Annotated in this window: 22 protein-coding genes; 12 read left to right on the top strand and 10 right to left on the bottom strand. The window is 68.1% G+C overall.

Translation table 11 applies throughout. The features are described from left to right. The first annotated feature begins 13 nt into the window (after positions 1 to 13). Complete coding sequence (locus tag ABIC65_RS09810) at positions 14 to 991, top strand: quinone oxidoreductase family protein (RefSeq protein ID WP_354308335.1); 978 nt, start codon at positions 14 to 16, stop codon at positions 989 to 991. Between the two features lie 41 nt (positions 992 to 1,032). Here the strand turns inward: ABIC65_RS09810 and ABIC65_RS09805 are convergent, their stop codons facing one another. Continuing rightward, entirely contained in the window at positions 1,033 to 1,419 is a 387-nt protein-coding gene (locus ABIC65_RS09805; RefSeq protein WP_354308334.1) for a hypothetical protein, read from the bottom strand. Positions 1,420 to 1,492: 73 nt separating this feature from the next. Between ABIC65_RS09805 and ABIC65_RS09800 the strand changes: the two genes are divergently transcribed. Further along, positions 1,493 to 2,491, top strand: coding sequence for an adenosine kinase (locus ABIC65_RS09800; protein WP_354308333.1), 999 nt, complete (start codon positions 1,493 to 1,495; stop codon positions 2,489 to 2,491). A gap of 80 nt (positions 2,492 to 2,571) precedes the next feature. On the opposite strand, the gene ABIC65_RS09795 is transcribed toward ABIC65_RS09800, so the two are convergent. From ABIC65_RS09795 to ABIC65_RS09785, 3 genes are all read right to left on the bottom strand, one after another. Beyond that, positions 2,572 to 4,125, bottom strand: a complete 1,554-nt coding sequence (locus ABIC65_RS09795) for an amino acid permease (protein WP_354308331.1) — start codon at positions 4,123 to 4,125, stop codon at positions 2,572 to 2,574. Between the two features lie 129 nt (positions 4,126 to 4,254). Continuing rightward, on the bottom strand, positions 4,255 to 4,632 hold the full coding sequence (locus ABIC65_RS09790; RefSeq protein ID WP_354308330.1) for an HIT domain-containing protein: 378 nt from the start codon (positions 4,630 to 4,632) through the stop codon (positions 4,255 to 4,257). 200 nt (positions 4,633 to 4,832) lie between these two features. Continuing rightward, positions 4,833 to 5,150 carry a phosphoribosyl-ATP diphosphatase gene (locus ABIC65_RS09785; RefSeq protein WP_354308329.1) on the bottom strand — a complete coding sequence of 106 codons (318 nt, stop codon included), beginning with the start codon at positions 5,148 to 5,150 and terminating at the stop codon, positions 4,833 to 4,835. Positions 5,151 to 5,258: 108 nt separating this feature from the next. On the opposite strand from ABIC65_RS09785, the gene ABIC65_RS09780 reads away from it, so the two are divergent. After that, positions 5,259 to 5,660, top strand: coding sequence for a YbaN family protein (locus ABIC65_RS09780; RefSeq protein WP_354308611.1), 402 nt, complete (start codon positions 5,259 to 5,261; stop codon positions 5,658 to 5,660). 495 nt (positions 5,661 to 6,155) lie between these two features. Here ABIC65_RS09780 and hisF read toward each other — a convergent pair whose 3' ends face one another. The 5 genes from hisF to hisB are packed head-to-tail and all read right to left on the bottom strand — an operon-like array spanning position 6,156 to position 9,120. Next, complete coding sequence (gene hisF, locus ABIC65_RS09775) at positions 6,156 to 6,917, bottom strand: imidazole glycerol phosphate synthase subunit HisF (RefSeq protein ID WP_354308328.1); 762 nt, start codon at positions 6,915 to 6,917, stop codon at positions 6,156 to 6,158. Continuing rightward, positions 6,914 to 7,642 carry a 1-(5-phosphoribosyl)-5-[(5-phosphoribosylamino)methylideneamino]imidazole-4-carboxamide isomerase gene (hisA, locus tag ABIC65_RS09770; protein ID WP_354308326.1) on the bottom strand — a complete coding sequence of 243 codons (729 nt, stop codon included), beginning with the start codon at positions 7,640 to 7,642 and terminating at the stop codon, positions 6,914 to 6,916. Before hisA ends, hisF begins: the two co-directional genes overlap by 4 nt. A 7-nt stretch (positions 7,643 to 7,649) precedes the next feature. Then, entirely contained in the window at positions 7,650 to 8,252 is a 603-nt protein-coding gene (gene hisH / locus ABIC65_RS09765) for an imidazole glycerol phosphate synthase subunit HisH (RefSeq protein WP_354308325.1), read from the bottom strand. Further along, positions 8,249 to 8,533 (bottom strand): YciI family protein, encoded by a 285-nt coding sequence (locus ABIC65_RS09760; protein ID WP_354308324.1) that lies wholly within the window; start codon positions 8,531 to 8,533, stop codon positions 8,249 to 8,251. The genes hisH and ABIC65_RS09760 overlap by 4 nt, the downstream gene beginning before the upstream one ends. Continuing rightward, complete coding sequence (gene hisB / locus ABIC65_RS09755) at positions 8,533 to 9,120, bottom strand: imidazoleglycerol-phosphate dehydratase HisB (RefSeq protein WP_354308323.1); 588 nt, start codon at positions 9,118 to 9,120, stop codon at positions 8,533 to 8,535. The genes ABIC65_RS09760 and hisB overlap by 1 nt, the downstream gene beginning before the upstream one ends. A 72-nt stretch (positions 9,121 to 9,192) precedes the next feature. On the opposite strand from hisB, the gene ABIC65_RS09750 reads away from it, so the two are divergent. Beyond that, positions 9,193 to 9,687 carry an SspB family protein gene (locus ABIC65_RS09750; protein ID WP_121074169.1) on the top strand — a complete coding sequence of 165 codons (495 nt, stop codon included), beginning with the start codon at positions 9,193 to 9,195 and terminating at the stop codon, positions 9,685 to 9,687. Positions 9,688 to 9,868: 181 nt separating this feature from the next. Here ABIC65_RS09750 and radC read toward each other — a convergent pair whose 3' ends face one another. Further along, complete coding sequence (gene radC / locus ABIC65_RS09745) at positions 9,869 to 10,552, bottom strand: RadC family protein (protein ID WP_354308322.1); 684 nt, start codon at positions 10,550 to 10,552, stop codon at positions 9,869 to 9,871. 287 nt (positions 10,553 to 10,839) lie between these two features. Between radC and ABIC65_RS09740 the strand changes: the two genes are divergently transcribed. The 8 genes from ABIC65_RS09740 (at position 10,840) to ABIC65_RS09705 (ending at position 18,541) form a co-directional block, all read left to right on the top strand. Then, positions 10,840 to 11,133: an AtpZ/AtpI family protein gene (locus ABIC65_RS09740; RefSeq protein ID WP_409530247.1), complete on the top strand. Its 294-nt coding sequence runs from the start codon at positions 10,840 to 10,842 to the stop codon at positions 11,131 to 11,133. After that, positions 11,130 to 11,912: a F0F1 ATP synthase subunit A gene (locus ABIC65_RS09735; protein ID WP_354308320.1), complete on the top strand. Its 783-nt coding sequence runs from the start codon at positions 11,130 to 11,132 to the stop codon at positions 11,910 to 11,912. The genes ABIC65_RS09740 and ABIC65_RS09735 overlap by 4 nt, the downstream gene beginning before the upstream one ends. A gap of 69 nt (positions 11,913 to 11,981) precedes the next feature. Further along, on the top strand, positions 11,982 to 12,194 hold the full coding sequence (locus ABIC65_RS09730; RefSeq protein ID WP_010544368.1) for a F0F1 ATP synthase subunit C: 213 nt from the start codon (positions 11,982 to 11,984) through the stop codon (positions 12,192 to 12,194). 21 nt (positions 12,195 to 12,215) lie between these two features. Next, the gene (locus ABIC65_RS09725) at positions 12,216 to 12,710 is read left to right on the top strand and encodes a F0F1 ATP synthase subunit B family protein (protein WP_354308319.1); all 495 of its coding nucleotides are present in this window, start codon (positions 12,216 to 12,218) and stop codon (positions 12,708 to 12,710) included. Further along, a complete protein-coding gene (locus ABIC65_RS09720) occupies positions 12,703 to 13,254 on the top strand; it encodes a F0F1 ATP synthase subunit B family protein (protein ID WP_354308318.1) in 552 nt (183 codons plus the stop codon). Before ABIC65_RS09725 ends, ABIC65_RS09720 begins: the two co-directional genes overlap by 8 nt. Before the next feature lie 36 nt (positions 13,255 to 13,290). Further along, positions 13,291 to 13,494: a hypothetical protein gene (locus ABIC65_RS09715; protein WP_354308316.1), complete on the top strand. Its 204-nt coding sequence runs from the start codon at positions 13,291 to 13,293 to the stop codon at positions 13,492 to 13,494. 220 nt (positions 13,495 to 13,714) lie between these two features. Then, complete coding sequence (gene uvrC, locus ABIC65_RS09710; RefSeq protein WP_354308315.1) at positions 13,715 to 15,637, top strand: excinuclease ABC subunit UvrC; 1,923 nt, start codon at positions 13,715 to 13,717, stop codon at positions 15,635 to 15,637. A gap of 111 nt (positions 15,638 to 15,748) precedes the next feature. Further along, on the top strand, positions 15,749 to 18,541 hold the full coding sequence (locus ABIC65_RS09705; RefSeq protein WP_354308314.1) for a DUF3857 domain-containing protein: 2,793 nt from the start codon (positions 15,749 to 15,751) through the stop codon (positions 18,539 to 18,541). The last annotated feature ends 24 nt before the right edge of the window (positions 18,542 to 18,565 follow it).

Here is an 18,565-nt window from a genome sequence, read left to right as displayed (position 1 = left end):
TGAAGGAATGGCGATGGAACAGATGATTCGGTTCGAGCAGACGGGCGGCCCCGAGGTCCTGCAATGGGTCGAGGTCGAGCTCCCCGAGCCCGGCCCCGGCGAGGTGCGCCTGCGGACGCAAGCCGCGGGGCTCAACTTCATCGATGTGTACCACCGCACCGGCGTCTATCCGGCGCAATTGCCCTCGGGCATCGGCGTGGAGGGCGCAGGCGTGATCGAGGCGGTGGGCGAGGGCGTCACCGGCTTCGCGGTCGGCGACCGCGCGGCGACCTTCGGGCCGGGGCTCGGCTCCTACGCCACGGCGCGCAACCTGAAGGCCGAGACGCTGTTCAAACTGCCCGAGCAGATCAGCAGCGAGACCGCGGCGGCGGTGCTGCTCAAAGGCTGCACGGTGGAGTTCATGGTCGAGCGCGCCGCCAGGGTGCAGTCGGGCTGGACCGTGCTGGTGCACAGCGCGGCGGGCGGCGTAGGCCAGATCGCGGTCGGCTGGCTGAAGGGCATCGGCGCGACGGTGATCGGCACGGTCGGCCACGAGGCCAAGGTGGAAAAGGCCAAGGCGGTCGGCTGCGACCATGTGCTGCTCTCGCGCGGGCAGGAGGATGTCGCGGCGCGGGTGCGCGAAATCACCGGCGGCGAAGGCGTGCCGGTGGTGTTCGACGGCATCGGCAAGGCGACCTGGGAAGCCTCGCTGGGCTCGGCCGCAAGGCGCGGGCTGATCATCAGCTATGGCAATGCCAGCGGGTCGGTGGAGGGGGTGAAGCTCGCCACGCTCAACCAGCATGGTTCGCTGTTCGTCACCCGGCCCAAGCTGTTCGACTATTACGTCACGGCCGAGGAGCGGCAGGCGGGTGCCGCGCGGCTGTTCGAGATGCTGGAGAACGGCGCAGTGAAGCCGGAGATCGGGCAGCGGCTCGCGATCCGCGATGCGGCGGAAGCGCACCGCGCGATCGAGGGTGGGCAGACCACGGGATCGACGATCCTGCTGCCGTAAGGCGCGGATGTGTTCCTCCCCGAAAAAGGGAGGAGCAATCCTTACTTCCGCTTGCTCAGCGCCGCGACGCAGCTCGCCTGGTCGAGCGGGCTGCCGTTGCGTTGCCGCGCATCCACCCAGGTCACCGCCGCGGCGCCCCCGCCATGTTCGGGCGGGTAGAGATAGGCGTCGAGCACGCAGATCGGACCCACGAACTGCAGCTTGCGGCCCTTGCCCTCGGTCACGTCGAGCCGCGGCTGGCCGAAGCGCGCCAGTAGCTGCGGCGCGGTGAGCCCGCGGATCGGCGCCAGGTTCGCCGGCTGCTCCGGCACGCGGCCCGGCACCGGCAGCGGCGCCGCGGGCCGCGCCGTCGGCACCGTGCCCGAACAGGCGGCGAGCAGCAGCGCCGAAAAGGGCACCGAGGACTTGGCGATACGGACAGCGTTCAAACGGTTTTCCCTTGGTTGCACTTGCACCTGCCTCTCTCTAGGGCGACGCCCATTACAATTGGAGCCCTGAACCTTGACCAACCCCAGCTACGACGTGGTCGCGATCGGCAATGCCATCGTCGACATCCTCGCCCAGGCCGACGATGCCTTCATCGAATCGATCGGCGTGCCCAAGGGCTCCATGCAGCTGATGTTCTCGCCCGAAGAGGCCGATGCGCTCTATGCCAAGATGGGCCCGGGCCGCGAGGTTTCCGGCGGCTCGGCGGCGAACACCGTCGCGGGCATCGCGGCGCTTGGCGGCAAGGCGGCGTTCATCGGCCAGGTGGCGGACGACCAGCTCGGCGCCGTCTTCGCGCACGACATCCGCGCCGCGGGCGTGCATTTCGACACCGCGGTCCGCCCCGGCCAGCCGACCACCGCGCGCTGCCTGATCTTCGTGACGCCGGACGGCCAGCGCACGATGAACACCTTCCTCGGCGCCTCGCAGTATCTGCCCGCCGCCGCGCTCGACGAGACGATGATCGCGAACGGCGCGATCCTCTATCTCGAAGGCTATCTGTGGGATCCGGAAGAGCCGCGCGCCGCGATGCGCAAGGCGATCGACATCGCGCGTGCCGCCGGCCGCAAGGTCGCCTTCACCCTCTCCGACGTGTTCTGCATCTCGCGCCACGGCGACGATTTCCGCAAGCTGATCGAGGACGGGCTGATCGACATCCTGTTCGCCAACGAGGCCGAGCTGCTCGCCCTGTGCGCGCATGAGGAGTTCGAAGCGGCGGTGCAGCACATCCATGGCAAGGTGCCGCTACTCGTCGTCACCCGCAGCGAGAAGGGTGCCTTTGCCCTGCAGGGCGACGAGCGGGTCGAAGTTCCCGCCGAGCCGATCAGCGCACTGGTCGACACCACCGGCGCGGGCGACATGTTCGCCGCCGGCTTCCTGCACGGCCAGGCGCAGGGCAAGGGGCTGAAGGAATCGCTCCAGCTCGGCGCGATCTGCGCGGCGGAGATCATCCAGCACTATGGCGCCCGCGCCGAGAAGGACCTGAAGGCGCTCGCCGCCGCCAAGATCGGCTGAGGCGTTAGGCTTTACTCAAAGAAGAAGGGCCGGAGGATCGCTCCTCCGGCCCTTTCTTTTTGTGGACGGCGATCCGCGGATCAGCTGTCCTTGTAGCCCGGCGTATGCGCGCTGCCGATCGGCGGCACCGGCTGGGGCGGCGCGTCGGCATAGGCTTCCGGCACGTCCACCAGCCCGCGGCCGACATGGCTGCGCGAGCGGCTGTAGCTGTAATAGACCACCAGGCCGACCACCGCCCAGCCGAAGAACAGCGCGATTGTCGGGCCCGACAGGCTGACGAACAGATAGAGGCAGCCCGCGATCGCGATCGGCGCGGTCACCATGATCGCCGGGGTACGGAACGGGCGGTGGCGCGTGGGGTCCGTCCGGCGCAGCACCAGCACCGCGATCGACACCGCCGCGAAGGCGAACAGCGTGCCCGAGTTCGACACGTCCGCCAGCAGGCCCACCGGGAAGAAGGCTGCGAACAGCGACACGAAGATGCCGGTCAGGATCGTGATGACGTGCGGCGTGTGCCACTTCGGGTGCACGCGCGAGAAGAACTCGGGCAGCAGGCCGTCGCGGCTCATCACGAAGAAGATGCGGGTCTGGCCGAACATCATCATCAGGATGACCGAAGGCAGCGCGATGATCGCCGCGGCACCCACAAGCCAGCCGAGGAAGGGATGGCCGATCGAGCGCAGCGTCCAGGCGAGCGCTTCCTTCGAGCAGACCACCGCCTGTTCGGTCAGCGCGGCGCAGGCCTGCGACAGCGCGGGCGTGCCGGGCGAGAGCACTTCGCCGCCCGGGCCGTAGACCGGCTGCGCGCCGACGGTGCCGATCACGCCCGAGGCGACCAGCATGTAGAAGATGGTGCAGATCGCGAGGCTGCCGATCAGGCCGATCGGCATGTTGCGCTGCGGGTTCTTGGTTTCCTCGGCGGCGGTCGACACCGCATCGAAGCCGACATAGGCGAAGAAGATCGAGGCAGCCGCGCCCGAGATGCCGGCGAAGCCGAGCGGCGCGAACGGCGTGAACTGGCCGGTCTTGAGCACCGGCAGCGTGACGACCACGAACATCGCCAGCGCGAGGATCTTGATGCCGACCAGCACCGCGTTGACCGAGGCGCTTTCCTTGGTGCCCTTCACCAGCAGCGCGGTGACGATCGCGGCGACCGCCATCGCCGGCAGGTTGATCATGCCGCCGTCGAACGGCCCGCGGATCAGCTGGAGGGGGACCTGTATCCCGAAATTATTCTGGATGAACCCCATCATATAGCCGGACCAGCCGACCGAGACGGCCCCCGCCGCGATGGCATATTCGAGGATCAGCGCCCAGCCGACCATCCAGGCGACCAGCTCGCCCATCACGGCGTAGCTATAGGTATAGGCGGAGCCCGAGACCGGCACCATTGCCGCCATCTCGGCATAGCAGAGCGCCGCGACGGCGCAGACGAAGCCGGCGATGACGAACGAGATCATCATGCCCGGCCCGGCCTTTTGCGCGGCCTCGGCGGTCAGGACGAAGATGCCGGTGCCGATCACCGCGCCGATGCCGAGCATGGTCAGCTGGAAGGCGCCGAGCGAGCGGTGGAGCGATTTCTTTTCGGCGGTGGCTAGAATGGCATCGAGAGGCTTTACGCGCCCGAATATCATTGGTTGATCCCCATATGCGGCGAGCGTGTCGCCGCCCCCAATTGGTAAAGGCGCGAGCCTAGCCCCAAACGCGGCCCGCGCAATCCCCTACCGCGTGCGGATGTGAAACAATGTTGCGTGCGCACGCAATTACCGCGAGAGCATCGGCCCGAGCGGCTGGCCTGCGAAGATATGGACGTGCAGGTGCGGCACTTCCTGCCCGGCGTCGAGGCCCACATTGGCGAGAAGGCGGTATCCTGACTCAACCACCCCGGCCGCGCGCGCCACCGCGCCGACCGCGCGGACAAAGCCGGCGATCTCCTCGTCGGATGCATTTGCGGAGAAATCGTCCCAGCTGACGTAGCGCCCGCGGGGAATCACCAGGATGTGATGCGGCGCCTGCGGCGCGATGTCGTGAAAGGCGACCGCGTAGTCGTCGTCGTAGACGGTCTTCGCCGGGATCTCGCCGCGCAGGATCTTGGCGAAGATGTTCTGGTCGTCATAGGGCTGGGTAGGGTCGATCGGCATTATGGGCTCCGTGACGTAAATCCTCCCCGGAACGGGGAGGGGGACCGCGCGGCGCAGCCGCGTGGTGGAGGGGCCGCGCCGGCAGGCGCGGTGCTGGCTCGCAGCGCAGGATCCCGCCGCGTGCCGCGGCGGCCCCTCCACCATTCGCTGCGCGAATGGTCCCCCTCCCCGTGCCGGGGAGGAATTTGGAGGGGGCAGCCTCACGCCCCCCGCGCCGCCTTTTCGGCAATCCCCGACACGCCCTCGCGCCGCGCCAGCTCGGCACGGACGTCGTCGAGGCGGAGGTCCATGTCCGCCAGCAGCACGAGCAGGTGGAAAATCAGATCGGCCGATTCCTTCACCACCTCCTCGCGATCGTCCTGGATCGCGGCGATCACCGCTTCGGTGGCTTCTTCGCCCAGCTTCTGCGCGATCTTGGCGCGGCCGCGGGCGGTTAGCTTGGCGACATAGCTGGTCGCGGGATCGCCCAGGCGGCGGTCGCGGATCGTCTGTTCGAGCGTGTCGAGAAGGTCGGCCATGGTCTCCGGCTGCGGGAGGTGTGCGGCGCTGTCAATCCTGGGGCGCGGGATTGCGGGGCTTCCCTTATGGTGATTGCGAGCGATTCGCGGCAGCAGGGCAGGATGACGATGGTGCAGGAACGCGAATCGGGGGCAGGGCAGGGGCGGCTGTCGCGACCCTTGTGGCTGGTGCTGGGCTTCGTGTTCGTCGCGCTCGGCTTCATCGGCGCGCTGCTGCCGCTGATGCCGACGACGATCTTCCTGATCCTCGCCGCCGGCTGCTTCGCCCGCTCCTCGCCGCGGCTGGAGGCGTGGCTGCTCGACCATCCGCGATTCGGGCCGACGCTGGTCGCGTGGCGCGAACAGGGCGCGATCCCGCGCAAGGGCAAGGCGATGGCATGCGCGGGCATGGCGCTCGGCTACGGCCTGTTCGCCTGGGGCGCGCGGCCGGGGCCGTGGCTGGCGGTCGGGGTGGCGGCGGCGATGCTGGGGTGCGCGTGGTATGTGCTGAGCCGGCCGACGGCGGCGTAACTGGGATATGTCTGGGGCTGGTGGATTGCGGACGTCGACATAGCGAGTCAGGATGGCTTTATGCCAACTTACATACCAATCGAGACGGGCGTTCCGCTACGAGCGGTAGCAAGCGACCTCCTTGCGTTCGAATGGAAGACAGATGGAATCGCGGCCGACTTCAAGTTGCCGAATGATCCCGCGCATGCACTGCGTGTAAGCTTTGATCGTCCGTGCATCGTGAGACTGTCAGACGAGATGGCGGTTAGCACTGAGGAGGAAGACACCCCGAATGAAGGTCTGGTTCCTAACCACTTTGCATACCGCCTGGAGGGCGCACGCTTTAGCCGCTTCCAGTCGGAAATGTGGAAGGAAGTCTTCGGCCCTGTAGCTCACTACCAATTCGTCACGGGATGGGGTTGCATGGATGTATTAAGTGGTGGCTTGCCGTCGTTTTCCGTTGTCGAGCGAGCCACTTAGGGTCGGAACTTGTCCGAGAGCAGACCCAAGTCCCGCTCACCCCCGAACCGGAATCCCCGCCGCCGCCAGCGCGGCATGCGCCTCGGCGATGGTTGCCTGGCCGAAGTGGAAGATCGACGCCGCCAGCACTGCCGATGCATGGCCGTCGCGGATGCCCGCCACCAGATCGTCGAGCCCGCCGACGCCGCCCGAGGCGACCACCGGCACCGTCACTTGGTCGGCGATGGTGCGGATCAGGTCGAGGTCATAGCCGTCGCGGGTGCCGTCGCGGTCCATCGAGGTGACGAGCAGTTCGCCCGCGCCCAGCTCGGCGAGGCGCAGCGCGTGCTCTACCGCGTCGATGCCGGTTGCGCGGCGACCGCCATGGGTGAACACCTCCCAGCGCCCGTCGCCGGTCCGCCGCGCGTCGACCGAGGCGACGACGCACTGGCTGCCCATGCGGTCGGCGATCTCGGCGACCACTTGCGGACGCGACACCGCCGCGCTGTTCACCGCGACCTTGTCCGCGCCCGCCAGCAGCAGCGCGCGGGCATCCTCGACGCTGCGCACCCCGCCGCCGACGGTGAGCGGCATGAAGCACACCTCGGCGGTGCGGCGCACCACGTCGAGGATCGTGCCGCGCGCCTCGTGGCTGGCGGTGATGTCGAGGAAGCAGAGCTCGTCGGCGCCCGCCGCGTCATAGGCGCGGGCCTGCTCGACCGGATCGCCGGCGTCGCGCAGCTCGACGAAGTTGACGCCCTTGACGACGCGGCCGTTGGCCACGTCGAGGCAGGGGATGACGCGGGCGCGGACGGTCATCGCCCGGCCTCGATCGCTTCGGCGAGGTCGAGCCGGCCGTCATAGAGCGCGCGGCCCGAGATCACGCCCTCGATGCCGTCCTCGACATGGCCGCGCAGGGCGTGGATGTCGTGGATGTCGGTGACGCCGCCGCTGGCGATCACCGGGATCGACACGGCGCGGGCAAGCGCCACGGTCGCCTCGACATTGCAGCCCTTGAGCAGTCCGTCGCGGCCGACATCGGTGAAGAGCAAAGCGGCGACGCCGGCATCCTCGAAGCGGCGGGCGAGATCGACCACGCTGACGTCCGACACATCGGCCCAGCCATGCGTGGCGACCATGCCGTCGCGGGCGTCCACGGCGACGACGATCTGGCCCGGATGCGCGCGGGCGGCTTCGCGGACGAGGTCCGGATTCTCCAGCGCCGCGGTGCCGATCACGACGCGGGTCACGCCCATGTCGAGCCAGCGCGAAACCGATTCGCGGTTCCGGATGCCGCCGCCGAGCTGCACCTTGGCAGGCGTCTTGGCGAGGATGTTGGCGACCGCGAGGCCGTTGACCGATTCGCCCGCGAAGGCGCCGTCTAGGTCGACGACGTGCAGCCATTCGGCGCCGGCTTGCGCGAACAGCGCGGCCTGCGCGGCGGGGTCGTCGCCGTACACCGTGGCCCGCGCCATGTCGCCTTCGGCGAGGCGAACGACCTGGCCGGCCTTGAGATCGATGGCGGGGAAGATGTGCAGGGTCATGGGGATCTCAGGGCTTCCAGGCGAGGAATCGTTCGAGCAGCGCGATGCCGTAGCGCTGGCTCTTTTCGGGGTGGAACTGCAGGCCGACGATGTTGTCGCGGCCGATCGCGGCGGTCACCGGGCCGCCATGTTCGGTGGTGGCGAGCACCGCGTCGCCGTCGAAGGCGAAGCTGTGGAGGAAATAGGCCTCGCCGCGCTCGATCAGCGGATGGTCGGCCACCGGCACCACGTCGTTCCAGCCCATGTGCGGCACCCGCACGTCGGGGCTGGGGGGAAGCTGGCGGACGGTGCCGGCGATCCAGCCGAGCCCGGCATGGCTGCCCAGTTCCTCGCCGGTGGTCGCGAGCAGCTGCATCCCGACGCACACGCCGAGGAACGGCACCGCGTCGCGCAGCACCCGCGTCTCCAGCGCCTCGATCATGCCGGGCAGCGCGCGCAGCCCCGAGGCGCAGGCACCGAACGCGCCCACGCCCGGCAGTACCACGCGGTCGGCGCCGCGCACCACCGCCGGGTCCGCCGTCACCGCGATGTCGGCAGCGCCCGCCGCCTTCAGCGCATTGTGCACCGAGTGGAGATTGCCCGCGCCGTAATCGATCAGCGCGACGGTCACTGGCCGAGCGCCTCCAGCCCCGGCGCGAGGATGCTCGGGGCGACTTCGATGAACGCGTATTCGGCCGCGCCCGCGGTGGCGAACGGATCGGTGGCCGCCCAGGCCTGGACCTCGTCGAGCGAGCCGCGTGCCATGAAGAAGCCGCCGGTCACCGGCACCTTGCGGCCCGCCACCAGCAGGCGGCCATCGGCGACGCCCTGCTTGAGCCAGTCGACATGCGCCGGGCGCAGTTCGTCGATCTGGGCGATATCCACCTTGTAGGTCAGCAGCACGAGGATCATCACAGCACTCCCTTGGTCGACGGGATGGCATCCGCCTTGCGCGGATCGATCTCCACCGCCTCGCGCAGCGCGCGGGCCAGGCCCTTGAACGCGGCTTCGGCGATATGGTGGTTGTTGCTGCCGTACAGCGTCTCGACGTGCAGCGTCACGCCGGCGGTCTGGGCGAAGCTGTGGAACCAGTGCTCGAACATCTCGGTATCCATCTCGCCGAGCTTCTTCTGGCTGAACGCGGTCTTCCACACGAGATAGGGGCGGCCCGAGATGTCGATCGCGACGCGGGTCAGCGTCTCGTCCATCGGCGAGAGCGCATCGGCGTAGCGGCGGATGCCCTTCTTGTCGCCCAGCGCCTTGGCGATGGCTTCGCCGATCGCGAGCCCGGTGTCCTCCACCGTGTGGTGCTGGTCGATATGAAGATCGCCCACCGTCTTCACGTCCATGTCGATCAGCCCGTGGCGGCTCAGCTGCTCCAGCATGTGATCGAAGAATCCGATGCCCGTGCTGATGTTGTAAACGCCGGTGCCGTCGAGGTTGACGGTGACGTCGATCGAGGTTTCGCTGGTCTTCCGACTGATCGTGGCGATACGCATGCCGCTGCACATAACGCCGATGACGACGCATGCAATCTTGACCCCAACATTTCAGCCGCTACCCAAGGGAGCATGAACGGCACCGTGCCCGATAGTTTGATTCCGTATGACGAGATCGTGCAGGAAGCCCTGCGCGCCGTGGTGGGCCGTGTGCTCGGATCGGTGGCGCAGTCGGGCGGCCTGCCGGGCGCGCATCATTTCTACATCACCTTCAAGACGCAGGCGCCCGGGGTCGATATCCCGCAGCGGCTGATGGAGCGGTTCCCGGACGAGATGACCATCGTCCTCCAGCACCGCTACTGGGACCTGACGGTGGACGACCGGAAATTCTCGGTGGGGCTCAGCTTCAACCAGATCCCGTCGATCCTGACGATCCCGTTCGCGGCGATCACCGGCTTCCACGATCCGGCGGTGAATTTCGAGCTGCGCTTCCAGGCGACCGAAGGCCCCGACGGCCCCGAGCCGCACGAGCATGACGATGCCGAGAATGACGGCGACGGCCCGGTGGCCAAGCCCGCCGAGGACGGCTCGAACGTCGTCTCGGTGGATTTCAAGCGGAAGAAGTAAGGGCTGAGGTCCAAAGCGTATCCTCCCCCGCCAGGGGGAGGTGGCGCCGCAGGCGACGGAGGGGGAGGATGCCAGAACCTCTCGGACCGTCGTGCTTCCTCCCCCTCCGTCAGGCCTTCGGCCTGCCACCTCCCCCTGGCGGGGGAGGATACGCTCTGTCCTTGGTCGTCCTCCGGCTCCCCTAAAGCAGCCCCTTCGCCCTCAGGCTGACATGGCCTTCGCTGCCGATGATGATGTGGTCGTGCACAACGATGCCCAGCGGCTTGCCCGCTTCGGCCACCTTGCGCGTCACGTCGATGTCGGCGCGGCTCGGGCTCGGGTCGCCCGAGGGATGGTTGTGGACCAGGATCAGCGCCGCCGAGCCCAGGTGCAGCGCGCGGGCGATCACCTGGCGGACATAAAGCGGCGCCTCGTCGATCGAGCCTTCGTTCATCAGCTCGTCGCGGATCAGCATGTTGCGGGTGTTGAGGTGGAGCACGCGCACCCGCTCGATCGCGTGCGGGGCCATGTCGGCGCGCAGATAGTCGAGCAGTGCCTGCCAGTTGGCCAGCACCGGCTGTTCGCGCACCCGCGCTTGGAGCAGCCGCAGCGCGGCCGCGTGCACCGCCTTGAGCGCGGCGATCTGGGTGTCCTTGACGCCCTCGATCCGCAGCATCGCCTCGGCATCGGCGGCGAGCAGGCCCGGCAGGCCGCCGAACTCTTTGAGCAGCGTCTTGGCGAGCGGCTTGGTGTCCTTGCGCGGGATGGTCAGCGCCAGCAGATATTCGACCAGTTCGTGATCGAGCAGCGCCTCCGGCCCGCCTTCGAACAGGCGTTTGCGCAGGCGCGCGCGGTGGCCGCTGTTATCGGGAGCCTCGTCGGACATCGCCGCGACTATGCAGGGGCGGCGGAAGCCCTGCAATCCGCCGGAACGAATAGGGTGACCCCTCGTCCCGTGAACGCCAACCTGTTGCACCGCAACGGATGCAATTGGCGGATTTCCGCGGATGCGAAGGCCGCGCCCGCGCATGAATCGGCAATGAAGCGCAGGATGCTGCAACGGTTGACTCGGTCGTTTGGTCTTCCTAAAGCGCCATCACGTCGCGGCCATCGGCTTGCGATGCTGTTTGTCGCCCGCCCGATGCGTGGCGGCTTTTTCATATCTGGATCGCCGTGCTCGCTTTGTCTGACGACCCTATCCGTTCCGACCTAGACCGTCGCATCGCCGATGCGAAGGCGGCGGTGCGCGAGGGTCAGACGCCGGTGCGAAAGCCCGAAAAGGGCTACAAGCAGGGCTCGCGGGTGCTCGCCGAACTCATCGGCGCACCGCTGGGCGGTGGGGTGATCGGTTTCGCGCTGGATCGCTGGCTGGGAACGAGCCCCTGGGGGCTCTTGATCCTGCTGGTGCTCAGCGTGATCGTGGCGTTTCGCAACATCTACAAGATTTCGAAGGAGCGCGCAGAGTGAGCGCCGGCAAAATCGATCCGATGGAGCAGTTCAAGGTCGAGCCCGTACTGGGCCGGCATATCGACCTGTTCGGCTATGACATCTCCTTCACCAACTCGGCGCTGTTCATGTTCGTGGTCGCCGCGCTGCTGTTCGTCTTCATGGTGGGCGGCCTGCAGCGCAAGCTGATCCCGGGCAAGTGGCAGCTGATGGTGGAAGGCGCGGTCGGGTTCATCGACTCGATGGTCAACGTGAACATCGGCAAGGGCGGCAAGAAGTTCGCGCCGTACATCTTCTCGCTGTTCTTCTTCATCCTGTTCGCCAACCTGGTCGGCGTGCTGCCGCTGGCGGTGCTGCCGGGGCTGCACACCTTCGCGGTGACCAGCCACATCACCGTCACCGCGGTGCTGGCCTTCTTCTCGTTCGGCATCGTCCTCGCGGTCGGCCTGATCAAGCATGGCGTGAAGTTCTTCTCGCTGTTCGTGCCGCACGGCGCGCCGGTCTGGCTGATGCCGGTGATCGTGCCCGTCGAGCTGATCTCGTTCCTGGTGCGTCCGTTCTCGCTGGGCCTGCGACTGTTCGTCGCGATGACCGCAGGGCACATCCTGCTCGAGGTGTTCGGCAGCTTCGTCGTCCAGGGCCTGAGCAGCGGCACGCCGCTGGGCGGCGTGGTCGGCGTGCTGAGCTTCGCGATGATCGTCGGCGTCAGCGCGCTCGAGCTGCTGGTCTGCGCGATCCAGGCCTATGTGTTCGCGCTGCTGACCTCGCTGTATCTCCACGACGCGGTGCACCTGCACTAAGTCGTTCCGTTTCGAATTATCGTTTTTACCGAATTATCTAGGGAGCTAGAAATGACTGATCTGGGTGCAATGTACATCGGTGCCGGCCTGGCTGCGATCGGTATCGGCCTCGCCGCGCTCGGCGTGGGCAACGTGTTCGGTTCGTTCCTCGAAGGCGCGCTGCGCAACCCGGGTGCGGCAGACGGCCAGCAGGGTCGCCTGTTCATCGGTTTCGCCGCGTCGGAACTGCTGGGCCTGATCGCGTTCGTCGTCGCGATCCTGATCCTCTTCGTCGTCAAGTAAGCAGAACGGAGGCCTCGGCCGATGCCGCAGTTAGATCAGATCCCGGAGATCTACGCCTCGCAGGTCTTTTGGCTCGCGATCGTATTTGCCCTGATCTACTTCGGGATCGGCAAGGCGATGGTGCCGAAGATCGAGCGGACGATGGAAGATCGCTCCGCCCGCATCAGCGGCGACCTCGCCGCGGCCGAAGTGGCGCGCGACGCTGCCAGGGCGGCGGACGAGGCCTATCAGGCCGGGCTGGACGCTGCCCGTGCCGAGGCGCTGCGGGTGACCGCCGGCGCCAAGGCGCAGGCGGCGACCGCCGCCGAAGCCAAGCTCAAGGCCGCGCATGCAGCCGATGAAGCGCGGCTGGCCGACGCGACCCGCACGATCGCCGAGCGCGAGCAGGCGGCGATCGGCGAGATCGAAGCGGCGACCGTCGAGGCCGTCGAGGCGATCGTCGCCCGCGTGTCGGGCGTCGCGGTTGACCGCGCCAGCGTCGAACAGAAGGTGAAGGCGGCGCTTGCCCATGGCTGAACAAGCTCATTCCCTGAACGCCGAGGTCGGTACCGTGGAACTCCATCATGAGCCGGCCGTGTTCGGCATCACCGCGCCGGGTTTCGTCGCGCTGTCGATGCTGGCGGTGGTCCTGATCATCCTCGTCAAGAAGGTGCCGAGCATGATCGGCACCATGCTCGACAAGCAGATTTCCAAGATCCGCACCCAGCTCGACGAAGCGTCGAAGCTGCGCGCGGAAGCCGAGGCGATGCTCGCCGAGGCCAAGGCCCGCACCGCTTCGGCGGACGCGGACGCCAAGGCGGTGGTCGCCAACGCCCAGGCCGAGGCAGCTGCGATGCAGGTCAAGGCCGAGGCCGATGCGGCCGAGCTGATCGCCCGCCGTACCCGCATGGCCGAAGACAAGATCGCCGCTGCGGAGCGTACTGCGATCCAGGCGATCCGCGCCAAGGCCGCCGATGCCGCCACGACCGCCGCTGCCGCGGTGATCGCGGAAAAGCACGGCGTCGAGGCTGACAAGGCGCTGGTCGACAAGACCATCGCCGGGCTGGGCCGGCTCAACTGAGCTGTCCTGCCACGCCGCCCGTGCTAAGGGCGAGCGATGGCTGAACAAAAATCCTATCGCTGGCTGAGCGCCGGTGCCGTGGTGGCGCTGGCGCTCGCTGCATTTGTGGCCCTGGTCGCGCTGCGCCACGCGGCGGATGACCACACGCGCGCGACCGATGTGAAGGCGCGTGCGGACGAGACGATGCGGCGGATCGAGGCGCAGGTCGACCAGCTGGAGAACGAGGCGGGGGCGAAGTAGCGCCATTCCTCCCCGGTACGGGGAGGGGGACCGCTCGGCGAAGCCGAGGGGTGGAGGGGCCGCCGCGTCAGCGGCGGTGTGCCCACGACCTCCGCCGGACCCGCGCCTGACGGCGCGGCCCCTCCACCAAGCCGCTGCGCGTCTTGGTCCCCCTCCCCGTACCGGGGAGGAGTTTTCTCTGTAGTGGCATCCCGCCGCTCGCGCCCCTACATCGGCGGCAATGAACGACCCCAATTCCCCCGAGCGATTCAACGAGGAAAAGGCCACCTTCGCGGTCCGCGGCGCCGAGACGCCGGACCTCGAGGCAGGCGTCTCGGCGATCCGCAACGTGCTGCAGACGCTGCCGATCCGCCCCGGCGTCTATCGCATGCAGGATGCCCGCGGCGACGTGCTGTACGTCGGCAAGGCGCGCGCGCTGAAGAACCGGGTGACCAACTACACCCAGGTCAATCGCCTGTCGAAGCGGCTCCAGCGCATGGTCGCGCAGACCCGCTCGATGACGATCGTCACGACCAACAACGAGGCCGAGGCGCTGCTGCTCGAGGCGCAGCTGATCAAGCGCTACCGCCCGCCCTACAATGTGTTGCTGCGCGACGATAAGTCCTTCCCGTTCATCCTGCTGCGCCAGGACCACGACTTCGCCCGCGTCCAGCTCCATCGCGGTGCCCGGCGCGCCAAAGGCGATTATTTCGGGCCGTTCGCGGGCGCCGGGCAGGTGCGCAAGACGCTCAACGCGCTGCAGAAGCTGTTCCTGCTGCGCAGCTGCACCGACGGTTTCTTCGCCAGTCGCGACCGGCCGTGCCTGCTCTACCAGATCCGCCGCTGCTCGGCGCCCTGTGTCGGCCGCATCGATCAGGACGGCTATGCCGAGCTGGTCAACGACGCGCGCGACTTCCTCCAGAGCAAGTCCACCAAGGTCCAGGCCAAGCTGGGCGAGCAGATGCAGGCCGCGGCCGAAAATCTCGATTTCGAGCTGGCCGCGATCCTGCGCGACCGGCTGAAGGCGCTCACCTTCATCCAGGGCAGCCAGGCGATCAACGCGGAAGGCGTGGGCGATGCCGACATCTTCGCGCAGGCGAGCAAGTCGGGCGTGATCGGCATCGAGGCCTTCTTCATCCGCGGCGGCCAGAATTGGGGCCATCGCAGCTTCTTCCCCAGCCACACTCAGGACGTGCCCGAGGACGAGGTGCTCGCCGCCTTCCTGATGCAGTTCTACGAGGAGGTGCCGCCCGCGCGGAACGTGTTCGTCGATCGCGAGCTGCCCGAGGCCGAATTGCTCGCCGAGGCGATGGGCGAGCGCGCCGGGCACAAGGTGGCGCTCTCCGTCCCCCAGCGCGGCACCCGCCGTCGTCTGCTCGACCAAGCCAAGCGCAATGCCGAGGAGGCGCTCGACCGCCGCCTCGCCGAGAGCACGACGCAGGCCAAGCTGCTCCGCGAAATGGCCGACCTGTTCGATCTGCCCGAGCCGCCGAACCGCATCGAAGTCTACGACAACAGCCATATCCAGGGCACCAATGCGGTGGGCGCGATGATCGTCGCGGGGCCCGAGGGCTTCCGCAAGAGCCAGTATCGCAAGTTCAACATCAAGCGCCCCGAGACGATCGCCGGTGATGATTACGGGATGATGCGCGAGGTGCTCAGCCGCCGCTTCGCCCGCGCGCAGGACGAGGACCCCGATCGCAGCCAGGGCGACTGGCCGGACCTGGTGCTGCTCGACGGCGGTCGCGGGCAGCTCAACGCGGCGCGCGCGGTGCTGGAGGAAATGGGCATTGAGGACGTGTGCATGGTCGGCGTCGCCAAGGGACCGCACCATGGCCGCGACGGCCGCGAGGTGTTCCACCTGATGGACGGCAGCGAGCGGATGCTGCCGGTCAACGCGCCCTTGCTCTTCTACCTCCAGCGGCTGCGCGACGAGGTCCACCGCTTCGTCATCGGCGCGCATCGCGACAAGCGCGCCAAGGCGATCGGCGCGAGTCCGCTGGACGAAGTGCCCGGCATTGGCCCGGCGCGGAAAAAAGCGCTGCTGATGCACTTCGGCACCGGGCGCGCCGTGCGGAATGCGAGCCTGGAGGATCTGCAGAAGGCGCCGGGCGTCTCGGCGGCCGTCGCGCAGCAGGTGTACGACTTCTACCACAGTCGCTAGGCCTAACGGCTCGTCGTTCGTAAAGGGCACTTGAGCGTCGTTCCGCATCCGCTACTGTCGCCCCATGATCTGAGGGGGAGTTGCATGCGGGGGCGTCGAATGTTGGTGGCCGTGTTGTTGTCCACGGCTGGGGTGGCGCATGCCGGGGACAAGCCGCTCTACCAGCCTGCACCCGCCTGGGTGCTGGCAGCGCCGGCGGTCGACACCGCCAAGCTCGACGATTCCGCCCCCGTGCTGCAGATCTTCGACCAGCAGCAGCGGCTGGAAGACGGCCAGGTCTCGATCTATTTCGAGAGCGCGATCCGCATCGCCTCGCCGCAGATGCTCACCCAGAGCGGCACGCTGCCGCTGCAATGGGATCCCGCCAAGGGCGACCTGATCGTCCACAAGCTGCAGATCCTGCGCAAGGGCGAGCGGGTGGACCTGCTCGCCAAGGGCACCCGCTTCAACGTCCTCCAGCGCGAGCAGAAGCTGGAGCAGGCCGCGCTCGACGGCACGCTCACCGCCACGGTGGCGCTGGAGGGGCTGCGGGTCGGCGACGTGATCGATGTCGCCTTCTCGATCACCCGCAAGGATCCGGTGCTCGGCAAGGAGATGATGAGCGTCCTGCCGATGGTGCCGGCGCCCAACAAGCTCGGTTTCGGCCGCGCGCGGGTGCTGTGGAAGGACGGCGTACCGCTGGCGTGGCGCGACTATTCGGGCGGCGTTGTCGGATCGGCCGAGCGCAGCAAGGCGGAGGTGAAGCTGATCGCCGGCGGCTATCGCGAGCTGACCCTGCCGATGCCCGCGGCCAAGCCCGCCGAGCTGCCCGACGACGCACCCGCACGCTACAAGCCGCTGCCGATGCTCGAGCTTAGCAGCTATCCCGACTGGGCGGCGATCTCGCGCGGGATGGCGCCCTATTATCGCAGCGAGGGGGCGATCCCGGCGGGCAGCCCGCTCGCCGCCGAAGTCGCGCGGATCGCCGCCGCGAGCAAGGACCCGCGCACTCGCGCGGCGCTGGCGCTGCGGCTGGTGCAGGACCAGGTCCGCTACCTGTTCCGCGGCATGGACAACGGCAATTACCGTCCCCAGACCCCGGCGGACACCTGGTCGCTGCGCTATGGCGACTGCAAGGCCAAGACGCTGCTGCTCGTCTCGCTGCTCCGCGCGCTCGACATTGAGGCGGAGCCGGCGCTGGTGAGCAGCGGGCTGGGCGACCTCGTCGAATCGCGGCTGCCCTCGCCGGGCGCGTTCGACCATGTGATCGTCCGCGCGACCATCGCGGGGAAGACGCTGTGGCTGGACGGTACCCAGGGCGGCTCGCGCGCCGAGGATCTCGACGATGTGCCGCCGTTCAAGACCGCGCTGCCAATCCGCGCCGCCGGGGCCGGGCTGGAGGCGATGCCGATGCGGCCGCCTGCGCGACCGGCGCAGCAGGTGTCGGTGACGCTCGATGCCACCGCGGGGATCGAATTCCCGCAGCTCTACACGATCAGGATCGTCTATAGCGGCGCGATGGCCGAGGCGCTGCGCGGCGCCCGCTCCCAGATCGACAAGGAAAAGCTCACTGCCTTCCTCGATCCGCAGATCAGCGCGGTGCTCGGCAGTCACAGTACCTACGACCAGAAGATGGAGGACGACGCTACCGGCGGCACCGTGACGGTGAGCGCGGCGGGCGTCGCCTATCAGGACTGGAACTTTGATCGCGGCCGCTTCCGCGAGACGCTGGACACCACGGCGGCGTCGCTGAACTTCGCGCCCAACCGCGCGCGGACGGCGTGGAAGACGATTCCGGCGACCAGCGGCGCGCTGAGTGACGTGTGGGTCGAGCGGCGCTGGCAACTGCCCAATGGCGGCAGCGGCTTCACGCTGGAAGGCCAGCAGACCCTGCCGGCTGCCGTCGCGGGCATGCAGCTGGCGCGCAAGGTGACGCTGGCCGAAGGCTGGCTGTCGCTGCAGGATCGCACCACCACCGGGCTGGAGGAAGTCCCCGCCGCGCAGATCCCGGCGGCACGTGCCGAGGTGGCGCGGGTCAAGGCGAACCCGTTGCGGCTGGTCGCTCCGGCCGATCTGCCGCCGCGCTGGGCGGCGATCACCGCCGCAAAGCAGGGCATCCGGCTCAAGCCGATCTTCGAGGCCTATGCCAAGGCGATCGCCGCCACCCCCGACGATCCCGACAATTACACCAACCGCGCCTGGTTCTACGAGACGCTGTACGAGCGCGAGGGCGCGATTGCCGATCTCAGCAAGGCGATCGAGCTGGCCCCCACCGCCGACACCCTGTTGCGCCGGGCCCGGGCCTATTACGCCCTGCGCCAGGACGACAAGGCGCTGGCCGACGTGCAGGCGGCGCTGGAGCTGGAGCCCGAGTCGGCGGGCGCAACCGCCTTTTCCGCCACCCTCAAGCGCGACAAGGGGCAGCTGGACGAGGCGCGCGCGCTGATCGAAGCCCGGATCGACCAGGGCGGCGAGAAGAAGCTGGGCTGGCAGATGCAGCTGGCCGACCTGCTGGCCGAGGCGGGGAAGGTCGACGACGCCGTCGCCGTGCTCGACGAGGCGATCGCCGCGGCCCCGCGCAACGCGTCGCTGCTCAACAGCCGCTGCTGGATCCGCGCGACGCACAATGTCGCGCTTCCGCAGGCGCTGCAGGATTGCACCAGCGGCGTGGAGCTTAGCAGCAGCTCGGCCTCGGTGCTCGACAGCCGGGCCATGGTCTATTTTCGCATGGGCAAGCTCGACGCGGCGCAGACCGATCTCGACGCGGCGCTCCAGTCCGAGCCCGAACAGGCGGCCAGCCTCTACATGCGCGGGGTGATCGGCAAGCGGACCAAGGCCAAGGACGCCGATGCCTATCTCGCCGCCTCGCGGATGATCGAGCCGCGGATCGACGAGCAGTTCGCCCGCTACGGGATCAAGCCCTAGGCGCTTTGCCATTTGTTCACGCCG

The organism is Sphingomonas trueperi (genome assembly GCF_040545665.1).
Lineage (GTDB): Bacteria > Pseudomonadota > Alphaproteobacteria > Sphingomonadales > Sphingomonadaceae > Sphingomonas > Sphingomonas trueperi_B.
The sequence above is the reverse complement of the archived record's forward strand: the minus strand, read 5'-3'. Positions and strand labels throughout refer to the sequence as shown.